General features: G+C 70.7%; 12 protein-coding genes. 8 read left to right on the forward strand and 4 right to left on the reverse strand.

Features of this window, described 5'->3' with window-relative positions:
- Window positions 1-134 precede the first annotated feature (134 nt).
- Genes ACN9MP_RS06900 through ACN9MP_RS06910 form a run of 3 tightly spaced genes read left to right on the forward strand, consistent with a single transcriptional unit; the run spans window position 135 to window position 5,783 of the window.
- Window positions 135-1,607 (forward strand): DUF3375 domain-containing protein, encoded by a 1,473-nt coding sequence (locus ACN9MP_RS06900; protein ID WP_426324922.1) that lies wholly within the window; start codon window positions 135-137, stop codon window positions 1,605-1,607.
- The gene (locus ACN9MP_RS06905; RefSeq protein WP_426324924.1) at window positions 1,600-2,427 is read left to right on the forward strand and encodes a DUF4194 domain-containing protein; all 828 of its coding nucleotides are present in this window, start codon (window positions 1,600-1,602) and stop codon (window positions 2,425-2,427) included. The genes ACN9MP_RS06900 and ACN9MP_RS06905 overlap by 8 nt, the downstream gene beginning before the upstream one ends.
- On the forward strand, window positions 2,424-5,783 hold the full coding sequence (locus ACN9MP_RS06910) for an ATP-binding protein (protein WP_426324926.1): 3,360 nt from the start codon (window positions 2,424-2,426) through the stop codon (window positions 5,781-5,783). Before ACN9MP_RS06905 ends, ACN9MP_RS06910 begins: the two co-directional genes overlap by 4 nt.
- Before the next feature lie 30 nt (window positions 5,784-5,813).
- Here the strand turns inward: ACN9MP_RS06910 and ACN9MP_RS06915 are convergent, their stop codons facing one another.
- The 3 genes from ACN9MP_RS06915 to ACN9MP_RS06925 form a co-directional block, all read right to left on the reverse strand.
- Window positions 5,814-7,139 carry a flavin monoamine oxidase family protein gene (locus ACN9MP_RS06915; RefSeq protein ID WP_426325943.1) on the reverse strand — a complete coding sequence of 442 codons (1,326 nt, stop codon included), beginning with the start codon at window positions 7,137-7,139 and terminating at the stop codon, window positions 5,814-5,816.
- Between the two features lie 8 nt (window positions 7,140-7,147).
- Window positions 7,148-7,513, reverse strand: coding sequence for a TfoX/Sxy family protein (locus tag ACN9MP_RS06920; protein ID WP_426324927.1), 366 nt, complete (start codon window positions 7,511-7,513; stop codon window positions 7,148-7,150).
- Window positions 7,514-7,596: 83 nt separating this feature from the next.
- Window positions 7,597-8,085, reverse strand: a complete 489-nt coding sequence (locus ACN9MP_RS06925) for an adenosine-specific kinase (protein ID WP_426324929.1) — start codon at window positions 8,083-8,085, stop codon at window positions 7,597-7,599.
- Window positions 8,086-8,214: 129 nt separating this feature from the next.
- Here ACN9MP_RS06925 and ACN9MP_RS06930 point away from each other — a divergent pair, with 129 nt between their 5' ends.
- From ACN9MP_RS06930 to ACN9MP_RS06945, 4 genes are all read left to right on the forward strand, one after another.
- On the forward strand, window positions 8,215-8,916 hold the full coding sequence (locus tag ACN9MP_RS06930; protein WP_426324931.1) for a hypothetical protein: 702 nt from the start codon (window positions 8,215-8,217) through the stop codon (window positions 8,914-8,916).
- Window positions 8,917-9,133: 217 nt separating this feature from the next.
- Window positions 9,134-9,604: a hypothetical protein gene (locus ACN9MP_RS06935; RefSeq protein WP_426324933.1), complete on the forward strand. Its 471-nt coding sequence runs from the start codon at window positions 9,134-9,136 to the stop codon at window positions 9,602-9,604.
- Window positions 9,591-11,177, forward strand: a complete 1,587-nt coding sequence (locus tag ACN9MP_RS06940; protein WP_426324935.1) for a multicopper oxidase family protein — start codon at window positions 9,591-9,593, stop codon at window positions 11,175-11,177. Before ACN9MP_RS06935 ends, ACN9MP_RS06940 begins: the two co-directional genes overlap by 14 nt.
- A 37-nt stretch (window positions 11,178-11,214) precedes the next feature.
- The gene (locus ACN9MP_RS06945; protein ID WP_426324937.1) at window positions 11,215-11,934 is read left to right on the forward strand and encodes a lipoate--protein ligase family protein; all 720 of its coding nucleotides are present in this window, start codon (window positions 11,215-11,217) and stop codon (window positions 11,932-11,934) included.
- A gap of 22 nt (window positions 11,935-11,956) precedes the next feature.
- Here ACN9MP_RS06945 and ACN9MP_RS06950 read toward each other — a convergent pair whose 3' ends face one another.
- Window positions 11,957-12,883 (reverse strand): Lrp/AsnC family transcriptional regulator, encoded by a 927-nt coding sequence (locus ACN9MP_RS06950; RefSeq protein WP_426324939.1) that lies wholly within the window; start codon window positions 12,881-12,883, stop codon window positions 11,957-11,959.
- A 218-nt stretch (window positions 12,884-13,101) separates the two neighbouring features.
- Between ACN9MP_RS06950 and ACN9MP_RS06955 the strand changes: the two genes are divergently transcribed.
- Window positions 13,102-14,424: an MFS transporter gene (locus ACN9MP_RS06955; RefSeq protein ID WP_426324941.1), complete on the forward strand. Its 1,323-nt coding sequence runs from the start codon at window positions 13,102-13,104 to the stop codon at window positions 14,422-14,424.
- The last annotated feature ends 27 nt before the right edge of the window (window positions 14,425-14,451 follow it).

Here is a 14,451-nt window from a genome sequence, read left to right on the forward strand (position 1 = left end):
TACGGTTGCACCCAACCGCGCACCGGCCTTCGGCGCATCGGGCAAATGCCCTATCTTGTGCGACTGCCCGGCTCGACCGCCGGGCGTGCTCGCCGAATCGTGGTCGCGGCGCCTGCCCGGGTACGCTGGAACCGATGGGGAGCAGTCGCGCCGAAGCCGCATACGCGCGAGCACTCGCAGCCTTCAAGACGCCGACCCTCGACCTTCTCCACGGTCGCTACGCTCCGTTCGTCGTGGCGGCGCTCTCGCTCCTGTTCACCGCCGACCGCCCGGCCGTGGCCGTGTCGGACGCCCACGCCGAGGTGGCGGAGATCCTCGACGAGCTGCGCTCGGCCGGCTATGACGGAGACGAGCGGATGCTGCCCGCCGGCACCGCACGCGAGATCTGCCGGTACTGGGTGAGGGTGGGCTGGCTGGCGCCCCAGATCGACGGCGACACGGAGGTCTACCGGCTCACGGCGCACGCAGTAGGGGCGCTCGAGATCACCGGTCGCACCGGCGGGGGGCGCACGCGGGTCTCGAACTCGCGCGTGCGCACGCTGCTCGAGGCGGTGGAGCGGCTGGCGGCTCACGCCGAGACGGATCCGGCGCGTCGCCTCATCCGCCTCACCGAGGAGCGCGACGCGATCGACGCCGAGATCGCCCGGCTCGAACTCGGCCAGCAGCAGCCCGTCGACGATGAGGCGCTGCTCGAAGAGGCCGAGAACGTGCTGCACCTCTCCCGCGAGCTGCCGGCCGACTTCACACGCGTCGCCGAGTCGATCAAGGCGATGCAGAGGGATGTCGTCGCCGACCTCCGCCGTGACGTGCGGCCGACGGGCGAGGTGCTGCGCGAGTACCTCGAGCGCGGTCAGCACGTCATGCAGTCCACCCCGGAGGGCCGCGCTTTCGCCGGAGCCCTGCGGCTCATCGGCGACCCGGAGCGGATCGACGACCTCACGGAGCAGTTGCACTCGCTGCTCGCGCGCCCCTTCGCCCAGTTGCTGGATGACCCGCAGCGCGCGGAGCTCGACGCGATCGGCCGCCGGGTCGAGCTGGGCGTACAGGAGGTGCTCACCGCCCAGCGCCGGGCCTCCCACGTCATCACCGGCCAGGTGCGCACGCACGATCCCGTCCGCGACCGCCAGGTCGACGACCTGCTGCGCGATGTGATGTCGGGGCTCCAGGCCTGGACGCACGGGGCGTCGCGCGATGCGTCGGTCGATCCGATCCGCGACCTGCCGATGGCCGGGGTCGGCCACCTGCGGCAGTCGGTCAGCGACATCCGGCCGGCGGGCGCTCCCGCGCCGCTGACCGGTTCCGACGAAGCGGCGAAGTTCATGGACGCCGACACCCGCGCCTGGGGCGGACCCCGTTACGCCGAGCTGGAGGCGTATGTGCGCGGCCTCGGCGAGCACTTCGACCTCGGTGAGGCGTTCCAGGATGCCGGCGACGACACCCGTCGCCCGGTGGACCTGCTCGGCCTCCTGGAGATCGCCCACCGGAACGGCATGAGCGAAGGCGGCGAGGTGTCCGTCGTCGAGGCGCTGCGCCCGGACGGCACCACCCGCCGGTTCGCATTCGGTTCCGTGACCGCCCGCAGTGCAAAGGATGACGACGATGACTGATACGGCTACGGTGAGCGAGGCCGGTGGGGATGAGGCCTTCATCGAGCCGGTCGCGATGGAGGACGACCCCGACGAGCTCTTCGCCGGGGACCGCGGGGTGCTCGATTCCGAGGTGCGGCGCGTGCTCGTGCACGTGCTGCAGCGTCGATTCCTGCTGGCGGACCGCAACCGCGACGAGTGGAGCGTCCTGCTCGACAACCGGCAGATGATCGAGTCGCGTCTGAACGACATGTTCGTGCGGCTGGTCGTCGACCACGACCGGGGTGTCGCCTTCAAGCAGCAGGTGCGGTCCGACCTGCTGGAGGTGCCGATCCTGCTGCGCGACTCGCCGTACTCGCGCGCCGAGACCCTGGTGCTCGTGCACCTGCGCACGGTCTACCAACGTGAGACCGCGGCCGGTGAGCCGTCGGCGCGGGTCGACGTCGAAGACGTCGAGCAGACGGTGCTGAGCTACTTCGCCGAGGCCGACGGCGACACCGCCCGCCGGCAGCGCGCGATCCGCAAGGCGATGGAAAGGCTCGCGAGGGACGGCATCATCGACGAGGAGACGACAGGCCGGTTCCGGATCAGTCCACTCGTCGAGATCGTGCTGAGCGCCGAGAAGCTGCGTGAGCTGCGCGACTGGCTCCGGGAGCAGGCCGCGGGGTCGGGCGCGGAGGCCGGCGATCCTGACGGCCGGGGCGTCGCCTTCGCACTCGATCCGGATGACGACGAGGCCGACGCCGACGACGAGGTCGACGCCGATGACGAGGTCGACGCCGACGACGAGGTCGACGCCGACGACCGACAGCCCGACCCGACGAAGGAGAGCCTGCGGTGACGATGGTCGAGACGCTGTTCGGGCTCATTCCGGCGGCATCCCGAGGGCAGCAATGGCTGGCGGAAGACCTCCAGCTCGTCAACTGGGGTGGGTACGACGGCGCGCATCGCGTGCGATTCTCGCCCGAGGCGACGCTGCTGTGCGGCGGATCCGGATCGGGCAAGTCCACGCTCGTGGACGCGTACATCGCGCTCATGATGCCGCACACCACGCCGTTCAACGGGGCGTCGAACGGCGGAGTGACCGGTCGTCCGCGCGGCGACGAGCAACGCAACATCCTCTCCTACGGACGCGGCAAGATCGACGAGTCGCGCACCGACGAGGGCACCAAGATGCGCGTGCTCCGAGGTGACGGCGTCGACACGTGGACCGCCGTCGCGATGACGTGGATCGACCACGACGGCTCCCGCTTCACCGCCGTCCGTGCGTGGTACATCCCGGCCGGTGCGCGTGTGCTCGAAGACACGGTTCGGGTTCGGGCGACCATCGACCGGGAGTTCGACCTCAGCGGGCTCCAGGAGGCGGCGGCGCTGCGCCTGACGGATGCCTCGCTGCGAGCGCAGGGTCTCGAGCCCGTCGGCACCGACCGCGAATTCTCGGCACGGCTGCACGCGGTGCTCGGCATCGGCGCGGCGGGCGCGGGCGCCAAGGCCATGAGCCTTCTCGCCCGCATCCAGGCGGGCCAGCAGATCACGACGGTCGACGACCTCTACAAGCGTCTCGTGCTGGAAGAGCCTGGGACGATGACGACCGCGGACGCCGTGGTCGCCCACTTCGACGGGCTCGAGAGCACGCGGGAGCGCATGCTGACCGCGCGCCAGCAGGTGCGCGCACTGGAGCCGATCCGCGATCTCCGCGCGAAGATCGCGGCGGGCGCCGACCGGGTGCGGCTCATCGACGAGATCGGCGACTTCTCCGACCGGGCGTCGCTGGCGACGCTGTGGCGCGCAGAGCGCCGCCTGGACCTGCTGCGCGAGGTCGAGACCGAGCTGCGCGACCGCAAGCAGGCGGCCGACGTGCTGTTGCGCGAGAAGCGCGCGCTCGCCGATGCGGCCGAAGCCGAGCGCGACGGCCTCGTCGACGTGCTCCGCCTGTCAGGCGGGGACCGGCTGGAGACGGCGCAGCGCCAGCTCCGCGACGTCGAGCGCCGCCTCGCCGCCGCAACGGAAGCCCGCGCGCAGCTCGACGGAGCCCTGCGCGCGCTCGGTAGGCAGGTGAGCACGCGCGAGGAGTTCTCGGCGCTCGTCGAGAGCGCCCGGGCGGGCCTTGCCGACGCCGATGCAAAGGGCGCCGCGCGCAATGCCTTCGCCGAAGCCCGCTCCGCCGAGAAGGGGGCGGCCCGGGAGGTGTCCGAGCTCGAGGCGCAGATGCTCCGTGCGAAGGGTCGCCGCGACAACATCCCGCTCACCCTCCACGAATCCCGGGAGCTGCTCGCGCGTGCCGCAGGCCTCGAGCCCGGCGACCTGCCGTTCGTCGCTGAGCTGATCGAGGTGCAGACGGAGTTCGAGCCGTGGCGGGAGGCCTTCAACCTCGCCCTGGGCGGCTTCGCGACGACGCTCCTGATCGACACGGCGCATCTCGGACGGTTCCGCGCGGCGATCGACGGCGTGCGCACTCCGGTGCGACTGCGGTACGAAGGTGTCCACACGGGCCTGGCCGCGACCGGCGGGCGCGACGCGCGCACCCTTCCGGGGCGTCTCGACTACCAGCGGACGCCCTTCACGGGGTGGCTGCAGGATCGCCTCGACGATCGGTTCGGCTTCGTCTGCGTCGACTCCCCGGGTGACCTTTCGCTGCACCGGATGGCGCTCACCATCACGGGCCAGGTCTCACAGGGCAGCCGCGGTGCGCACGGCGGGCACGGGCGCGACAACGTGCTCGGGTTCTCGAACGAGCGACAGCTCCGGGTGCTGGGCGAGCGGCTGGAGGGCGCCCGCGCACGGCTCGAGGCGGCCACGGAGAGCACCCGGGAGGCGGATGCCGCGCTCGATGCCGTCGACGCCCGCTTGGCCGTCTTCGCCAAGCTCACCGACGTCACGTGGGAGCAGGTGGACGTCGACGCCGTCACGGCCGAGCGCGACCGGTGGATCGCCGTGCAGGACGAGGTGACGACGGCCAATCCCGAGATCGCCCGCGTGCAGCAGCAGATCGAGGCCGTCAAGGCGAGGGCGGCCGGGCTGCGCGAAGACATCGCCCGCGCGACGGTCGAGCGCGAGCAGATCCAGCTGCACTGGTCGGCGGTCATCGACGACGTCGATGCCGATCAGGCGATCGTCGACGACGCCGAGACGGCGGAGCGCGCCCTCGCACCGGAGCAGATCTCGTTCCTCGACACGCGCTTCACGCTCGCCCCCGACGCCAGGACGGGCAGTCCGTCTTCGGACCTCGCACGCTTCACCGCCGCGCTCGGGTCGGCGGCGCAGCGCCTCGCCGAGGATCGCCGGTCGGCCGTCGACGCCCACAGCGAGCACCGTGAGAGCGTCCGCCGCATCATGACGGGCTTCCTGGATCGCTGGCCCAACCCCAATCTGCTGGCCGATCCCGACACGGCGATCGATGACTTCGAGCGCATCCTGGAGGCGCTCGAGACGAGCGGCCTGCACGAACTGCAGGCCGAGTGGCGCGACAGCCTGCTCAAGCTGTCGGGCAACGATCTCACCAATCTGGACTCGACGCTCAGCCGTTCGCTGCGCGAGATCCGCGACCGGATCGAGCCGATCAACCGCATCATGCAGGATCTGCCGTTCTACGACGACGAGCATCGCCTGCAGATCACCACGCGCGAGAACCAGTCCGAGGCCCGCCGGCGCTTCCGGCGCGAGCTGCGCGAGGTTCGGGCTCACATCGAAACGGCATCGACCGATGACGAACGCGAGCAGGTGTACCGGCGGATGGCGAAGCTCATCGCGCACCTCCGGCGGTCGTCGCCGGACTTCGGCGACCTCATCGACGTGCGCAACCATGTGCGGGTGAGCGCGGAGCGGGTGCACGCGACGACGAAGGAGCACGTCGCGCTGTACGACCACATCGGCGAGAAGTCGGGCGGCGAGTCGCAGGAGCTGATCGCGTTCATCGTGGGCGCCGCGCTGAGATATCAGCTGGGGGATGCCGGCGCCGAACGTCCGCGATACGCCCCGGTGTTCATGGACGAGGCGCTGATCAAGGCCGACGCCCACTTCACCAAGCGCGCGATCGGGGCGTGGCGCGGTCTGGGCTTCCAGCTCGTCATCGGCGCCCCGAACGACAAGTACAGTGCGATCGAGCCGCACGTCGACGTCGAGTACGACATCCTCAAAGACACCCGCGGTCGTTCGTGGGCCAAGCTCAAGGTCGGGCTGCCGGAGCACACCGGCTGAGCCCGAGCGTGCACGGCTGATTCCTCCGCGTCAGCGGTCCGACCAGACCGCTTCGATGGGGATGCCGCCGCCGACGATCCGCTCGGCGGCGCGATGCCCCGAGAACATGGCGGCGGTCACGGTGGCCGGGTCGTCGGTCCAGGTCGCCTCCCCGGCGAGGTGCAGCACACCGCCGATGGGGGTCGCGAGGTCGTCGTGATCGGCCGTCGTCGCGCCGATCTTCATGTACGCGTACGAACCGTGCGACCACGGGTCGTCCTGCCAGTCGGTGATGTGCACCGACGTCGGCGCGGGCACGTCGCCGTACAGCCGGCGCAGCTGCTCGAGGATCGACTGGACGATCTCGTCCTCGGTCCAGTCCCACGTCTCGACGGCGGCCGGGCCGGCGGCGAACGTCAGCAGCGTCGGGGTGTCGTGCAGGGCGGTGAGGTCGTACCACGAGTGCCACCACCGGCCCTCCGGCCCCTGCTGCCGTATCGCGTAGACGCCGTCGTCCCAGAACTTCGCTGCGAACCGCAGGAAGACCTTCTCGAACGCGTTCATCCGCAGACGCGCGAGGGCTCCGGCGACCGGCTGCGGCAGCGGCGGCTCGATGACGAACTCCTCGGACTGGAGCACCCCCACCGGCACGGTGACGACCGCCGTGTCGGCGGAGAACGTGCCGTGGTCCGTCGTGACCACCACGCCGCCCTCCGACCACTCGATCCGCGTGACGACATGTATGAGCCGGATGTCGAGACCCTCGGCCAGCTTCCGCGGCAGGCGGTCGTAGCCGTCGGGGAACACCACCTCGTCGCCTTCGATCACGTCGTCGTCGAGACCGTGGGCGGCGAGCTCCTCGATCCGCACGCCGTACTGCTCCTCGGACCGGTGCTCGAGATACTCGCGGACGCGCTGCGTGCGCTCGTCGTCCCATCCCTGCGCGGCGAGCGCGATCTCGGTCACGTCGCGGTACGAGGCGCCGGGATCGGATGCGGCGACCGCGTCGACGAGGGCGGCATCGAGTGCGTGGATGTCGGCGACGAACGCCCGGGTGGCGGCATCCGTCAATCGCTTCCCGTCGGGACCGTAATAGGCGATGGGGCGGCTGTCGGGCTGGTAGCCGCCGACCGTGAACTCGACCGTCGGCATGCCGAACGCCTCGGCCGCGGCGGCGACGGGGGAGTCGGTGATGCCGTGGATCCACGACGCGCCCATGTCGGTCGTGAGCCCGAAGCGCCGGTCGGTCGAGACGCGGCCGCCGACGCGGTCGCGGGCTTCGAAGACGACCACGTCGCGGCCCGCCTCGACGAGAAGGTGCGCAGCGGTCAGGCCCGAGACGCCGGCGCCGACCACGATCGTGTCGAAGTGCTCCATGCCCGGCATCAGCGCTTCTTCGCGGCTTCCGCCGCTTTCGCCGGTTTGGGCGGGAAGCCGCCGACGTAGTCCGCCGCCCGGGCTGCCCACGATGCCGCATCGCTGCCCGCCGGGATCGTGGTCCAGCCGCTCATCGGGCGCTCCGCGGGGCCGAACGGTCCTCCGCCCGCGTCGGCGAGCTCGGCGGCATCCTCGTCGCCCAGCTTCACCCCGATCGACGACCCGAAGAGACCGGCGAACATGTTGCCGTTCACGAACCCGCCGAGCTGCCCGAACATCGGCTTCACCTCGATGGTCTCCGACTGCGCGGCGAGCGGCTCGATGAGATCGCGGAACCGCTGCCGGTCTTCGTCGCTCGCGTGGGGCATCTGCATGGGCTGGTCCTCGATGTCGGTGCGGTGCGGTGGGTGTCGGTCTGGGAGCGGTCCGGCCGCTTCGGGTGACTGCGGGCCGTCGGTCAGAGCTTGTATCCGATGGCGCGGAGCAGATCCCGCCGGTCGGTCACATCTTCGTCGGTCTCGACGCCGACGGGCGGCTCGCCGTCTATGACCCCGATGACCCCGCGGCCCGCGCCCGTCGCCGCGACGAGCAGCTGCACCGGGTTGGCGGTGGCGCAGTAGATGGAGCACACCTCGGGAACGGCCTTCACCTGATTGAGCACGTTCACGGGGAAGCCGTCGCGCAGCATGATCACGAAGGCGTGGCCCGCCGCGATGGCGAGGGCGGCATCGACCGCGAGGCCCACGAGGGGCTCATCGTTGCCCGTCCGCCGCACAAGACGGGCACCGGATGCCTCGCAGAACGCGACGCCGAACCTCAGTGCGCCGCCGACCCCGGCGAGCGCTTCGTGCAGGTCCTCGACGGTCTTGATGAAATGCGACTGGCCGACGATCACGTTGACGTCGTCGGGTTTCACCAGCGGCACGACGTCGATCTCGACGGCCATGATGCACCTCCTCCGAACGTCGCCAGCCTAGACGCGTCGTGCCCGCGGCGGTGGAGGAGTTGTCTGCGGCCCGTGGCGCCCGTCGCCGCGCGGCCTACCGTGCGCCCGGCCCGGGTGGGAGCATGAACCATGGCGACGGGGGCCGAGGAGGGCGGAGCCGAGAGCGACGCCGCGCTCGCACGCCGCCTGCAGATCCTCGCGACCGAGCACTGGGGACTGCTCGCCGCGCGAAGCACCGCGCAGAGCGAGGTGCTCACCCGGATCACCATCTACCTCACGCTCGTCTCGGCGGGACTGGTCACGATCGGTCTGCTCGGGCAGGCGACGGCCTTCGGCTCGTGGTTTCCGGTGGCGGCGCTCGGCATCCTCGGATTCCTCACAGTGGTGGGGCTTCTCACCCTGATGCGCGTCCTGACCGTGTCGGAGGAGGACATGATGTTCGTCGTCGCGATGAACCGCATCCGGGGCGCCTACTCCGAGATCGATTCCGCCGCGGCGGCCGCCTTCCTCGCGTCGCCCCACGACGACCAGCTGGGCATGGCCGTCACCTACTCGTTCCTCCGCTACCGTGGCAGCTTCGAGCAGGTACTGGGTTCGTCGGCGATCCTCAGCATCCTCGTCACGGCGTCCGTCGCGGGCATGTTCTGCGGCGGACTCTGCGCAACGCTCGGCCTGCCCGTCGCCGGAGCGGTCACGGTGGGCGTGATCCTCGGCCTCGTGATTGTCGCCCTCGCCGTCTCCTACGCGGGGTACCGCTTCACGTCGGTCTGGAAGACGTACACACCGCTTCATCCGAGCGAAGCGCCGCCGCCCCACTGGACACGCCGCTGACGTCGCCCTCCTGGCGCGGGCCGCCGCCGGATCCGCTCTGGTGGGCGCCGGGTGGCAGTGGGACCATGAGACCGATGGCCGCCGACACCGTCGACGGTGGTGCCCGGGTCCTGGGGGTCCCGCCGGTGGTCAGCTGTGGGGTCTTTTCGTCGTCGACGTATCAGCGCAGTACCTGCGTGCTCTGCTCATGCGTTGATCCCGACATCAAGGAGCAGACATGCGCATCACCTACCGCGTTCTCGCCTACACGATCTGCGTGCTCGTCGCGCTGCAGGCCGCGTTCCACGCCTGGGGGTCGGCCGGTCTCGGCCTGTACCTCTCCGAGGGCGGCGTCATCGACGCCTCTGCGCAGGACGGCCCGCCGCCCTTCCCGGAGGTGATCGGACTCATGCTGCACGGCATGAACGGCATGTTCGTGATCCCGGTGGTCGCGCTCATCCTGCTGATCGTGTCGTTCTTCGCCAAGGTTCCCCGCGGCGTGACCTACGCCGCCATCGTCTTCGGGCTCGTCCTGCTGCAGGTCACCCTCGGACTCCTCGGCCACAGCATCGTTCTGCTCGGGTTCTTCCACGGCATCAACGCACTGCTGCTCTTCACGGCCGCGCTGCTCGCCGGGCTGAACGCATCGAAGCGCCGCGTCGCCGAGCGGGCTGAGGCGGCCACCGCACCGGCCAGTGCTTCCGCCTAGAACCGCGGCGAAGAGCCGGTGGGCCTGGTTCGCCCGCCGGTTCGCCGCGGTGCTCGGTGCGGTCGCCGTCGCGCTCGTGGGCTGGATGTGGTGGGCGAGCGTGCTGCCCGGGTCGTACTCGGCGCTCGACATGGGCGTCCCGGACTTCGGGGGCGGCCACGGAGCCCCGACGCCGGGAGCGCACGGCCACGCGGCGGCGGCTGTACCGGCCGGCGCCGACACGACCAGCGTGGCCGATCTCGTCGCCGATCCCGACCGCCCGGCCGATGTGCGCGTCGAGCTCGTCGCCCGTGCCGAGCGGGTCACTCCCGTCGGCGGCGAGCCGTTCGACGGCTTCACGCTCAACGGCAGCACGCCCGGTCCCACCATCCGGGCGGCCGAGGGGCAGCTGGTCGAGGTCGTGCTGCGCAACGACGACGTGGCCGACGGCGTCACCGCGCACTGGCACGGCGTCGACGTGCCCAACGCGATGGACGGCGTCGCCGGCGTCACGCAGGACGCGGTGATGCCCGGCGAGACCTACACCTACCGCTTCGTCGCGGAACAGGTCGGCACCTTCTGGTACCACGCGCATCAGGCCGCCCACCCGCAGGTCGTGGGCGGACTCTTCGGTGCGCTGATCCTCGATCCGGCGACGGGTCCACCGACGGATGCGGCGACGGCTCCGGCGACCCGGACGGATGCCGCGACCGCCGCGCCCGCCGGCACGCCGGCCGCCGACGCGCTCGCGGCGGTCCACACCTATCCGGGCGGCCAGCGCACGATCAACGGCGCGCTCGGCGACTCGCACCAGGAGGCGGCGCCGGGCGACGTCATCCGCGTGCGAGTGGTGAACACCGACTCCACGCCGACCTCGGCATGGGTGACCGGCTCGTCGTTCCGCGTGCTGGCGGTGGACGGTCGCGATCTCGTCGGCCCGACGCCGGTCGACGACAAGAGCGTGCTGGTCACCGCCGGCGGTCGAGTCGACCTCGAGGTTCGCGTGCCGGAGCGCGGCGCTGCCCGCGTGCAGGTTCCCGGCGCCTCGCTGACCGTCGGCCCCGACGGCGCCCAGACTGAGCAGGCATCAGCGCCGAGAGAGCAGCTCGATCTGCTCTCCTACGGCGAACCGGCCGACGTCGGCTTCGATCCCGCCGCCGCGGATCGCCGCTTCACCTACGACATCGGCCGCGTCCCCGGCTTTCTCGACGGACGACCCGGCTACTGGTGGACGATCAACGGCGGCCTGGGCGCCGGCGTCCCGATGTACATGGTCGACGAGGGCGACATCGTCGTCATGACCATCTCGAACAGCAGCGGCGAGGGGCATCCCATGCACCTGCACGGCCACCACCTGCTGGTGCTGTCCCGCGACGGTGTGCCCGCCTCGGGCAGTCCGTGGTGGGTGGACTCGCTCGATGTCGCGCACGGCGAGTCGTACGAGGTGGCGTTCGTCGCCGACAACCCTGGCGTCTGGATGGACCACTGCCACAACCTGCCCCACGCGGCAGAGGGCCTGATGACCCACGTGGCGTACTCGGGAGTGACGACACCGTTCCGCCTCGGTCGAGATACCGGCAACCAGCCCGAGTGATCGCCGGCGACCGCTGGTCGCGTGAGAGTGTGGGCGCATGCCCTCGCTACCGCCCCCCTCGCGCGGCCGCGTCCTCGTCATCCGCCAGGAGGAGCGAGCGGATGCTGCCGCCGACCTCGACCGCTCGGTCGAGCTCCTGCGCGCGGTCGCAGCGGGCACGATCTCAGACGAGCGGGTGGTCCGCCTCTACGAACCTGTGCCGACTGTGGCGATGAGCCGCCGCGAGAGCCGGCTTCCCGGATTCGAGACGGCCCGCCGAGCTGCGCTCGACCGCGGCTTCGCGCCGGTGGTCCGGCCGACCGGCGGCCGCGCGGTCGCCTACGACGAGACCTGCATCGTGTTCGACGTCGTCGTGCGGGAACGCGAGGGCTCGATCGATCAGGCCCGGTTCTTCCGTGAGATCGGCGACGCGCTCGCGGCAGCGATGCGCGGCCTGGGTGTCGACGCCCGCGTCGGCGACGTGCCGGGGGAGTACTGCCCGGGCGAGTTCAGCATCAATGCCCGGGGTGCCGTCAAGCTCATCGGCACATCTCAGCGCGCGATGCGCGGGGCCCGATTGCTGAGCGGGATGCTGCCCCTCCAAGGCGTCGAGCGGTTCGCCGATGTGCTCCTCGCCGTCAATGCGGCGCTCGAGCTCGACTGGGACCCGGCGACCTTCGGCACGCTCGCCGCCGAGGCTCCCGGCATCCCGCGCGAAGCCGCCGAGGAGGCTCTGATCGCCGCCCTCGCCACCGCTCGAGACGACGCCGGTCGCTGAGCTTCGCCGGTCGCACCCGCCGTCAGCCGGCGATCGAGCCGAGGGGTTGCGGGATGCCGCCGGCGGCGGGGCGCAGCGTACGGGCGTAGTCCTCCTTGAGGACGGCGAGATGGAACCACGCCTCGAGGCCCGATACGCCCGGGATCGCGCGCAGGCGTTCGAGGCTCGCGTAGAGCGCTCCGGCAGACGGCTCCACGAGCGTCGTGACGACGTCGAAGCGGCCGAGCGTGCGGGCGGCGAAGTCCACGCCGCGCCACGTGCGCAGCGCGTCGGTGACGCGGTCGTCGGCGTCGGCGAGATTGAGGCCGACGCCCATCGAGAGCTGGCGATGCGCGAGCCCGCGGGCCTCCACGGCGCTGATCTTGATGACTCCGCCGTCGACCAGCCGCTGCACCCGCGTCGTCACGGCGGACGGCGACAGCCGCACGGCCTCGCCGAGCGCGCGGTAGCTCTTGCGGCCGTCGCGCTGCAGCTGCTCGATGAGCGCAGTGTCGATGGCGTCGATCGTGACGTCGCCGCGATACTCCGACACGAAGAAGCCTTTGACGACGTCGGTGTAGATGAGCGTGTTGATGTCGACGACGCCCGGCAGGGCGCGGATCTGCGCGAGAAGGTCGTGCAGCGCCGGCATCGAGCCCAGCCGCACCTCCGTCACCAGGTCGTGCGCGCCCCCGATGGCCGACACCAGCACGGTCTCGCTGAGGCCCCTCAGATGCTGCGCGACCGGCTCGACCCCGCCCCGCGTGCGGATCGACACGTGCGCCAGGACCAGCTGCCCGAGGAACACCGGATCGACCGCGGCGACGACCCGCACCGTGCCGTCGGCGAGCATGCCGTTGAGCCGGGCCGAGACAGCCGCCCGCGACAGCCCGAGACGACGGGCGAGGTCGTGGATGCTCGCTCGTCCGTCGACTTGCAGCTCGCGGATCAACTCGGCGTCGAAATCCATGGCGACTCTCGATTCGCAGATTTTCCGGGGATCGCACGCCACGACGTGCAGATGTCCAGTCTAGAGCCGTTCTTGCATGACGACGCACGAGGTTCTGCGAACCGTGCCTGGCAGAACACCGGCCGCGGCCCAAGAAGGCTGGAGTTCTGCCCTTGCCGCGGCATCCGATCGTCCCTAGCATCGCTTCGCATCCCGATACATCCGCAAAGGAGCGGTTCATGACTTCCACCAGCAGCAGGGCGCGGCGCGCAGGCATCGCCGCGTTCGTGGGCACCACGATCGAGTGGTACGACTTCTACGTCTACGCGACCGCTGCCGCGCTCGTGTTCGGCCCGTTGTTCTTCCCCAGCGGCGACCCGCTCGCCGAGACGGCCGCCGCATTCGCGACCTTCGCCGTGGCATTCCTCGTCCGCCCGCTCGGCGGCATCATCTTCGGTCACATCGGAGACAAGCTCGGCCGCCGCGTCTCGCTCGTCATCACACTGCTGCTGATGGGCGTCGCGACGGTGCTGGTCGGCTGCCTCCCGACATACGAGACGATCGGCATCCTGGCTCCGATCCTGCTGATCCTGCTGCGGGCCCTTCAGGGCCTCGCCGTCGGCGGCGAGTGGGGCGGCGCGGTGCTGATGAGCGTCGAGCACGCACCCGTGGGCAAGAAGACGTTCTACGGCGGGTTCACGCAGCTGGGCAACCCGGCCGGCGCGCTGCTGGCCTCGGGCATCTTCGCGATCATGTCGCGCTTCGGCGACGACTTCATCATGAACGGCGGATGGCGCATCCCGTTCCTGCTCTCGATCGTGCTGGTCGCCGTCGGCTTCTGGGTGCGCTACCGCGTCGAGGAGTCGCCGGTGTTCGAGCAGAAGGTCGAGGGCCGCAAGCAGTCGATGCCGCTCGCCTTCGCGCTGCGTGTCAACTGGAAGCCGATCCTGCTCGGCATCGGCCTGCTGCCCATCTCGACCGGCGGCTACTACCTGGCGACCACCTTCGCGACGGCCTACGCGACCGGCGAGCCGATCAGCATGAGCCCCCAGCTCATCCTCGACGCCATGACGATCGCCTCGTTCATCGAGTTCGTCGTCACGCTGCCGGTCGCATGGCTCGGTGACAAGTGGGGCCGCAAGAACATCATGTACATCGGCCTCGTGACCTCGGTGCTGACGTTCGTGCCGTTCATGCTGGTGCTGCCCGGAAAGATCGAGCCGGTCATCTTCCTGCTGGCCTCGCTCGTACGCGTCGCCATGAGCGCGACCTACGCGCCGATCGCGGCGATCCTCGCGCAGATGTTCCGCCCGCAGGCCCGCTACACGTCGATCGCCCTGTCGTACGGCGTGGGCGCGGCGATCTGGGCCGGCTTCTCGCCGTGGTTCGCCACCCTGCTCGTCGCCGCGACGGGGAGCGTCTGGTCGGTCATCTTCATGTTCGTCGGCATGGCACTGCTCGCGGGCCTGTGCACGTGGCTCGCGCCGCAGCACTCCGACGAGGCGCCCGTGACCGACTCGTTCACGCCGCGCACCGACACCACGACGGCCCGCACCCTGTGATGGGCTCCGCGGGGCGCGTCGCGACGA

This window comes from Microbacterium sp. E-13 (assembly GCF_049912955.1).
Classification (GTDB): domain Bacteria; phylum Actinomycetota; class Actinomycetes; order Actinomycetales; family Microbacteriaceae; genus Microbacterium.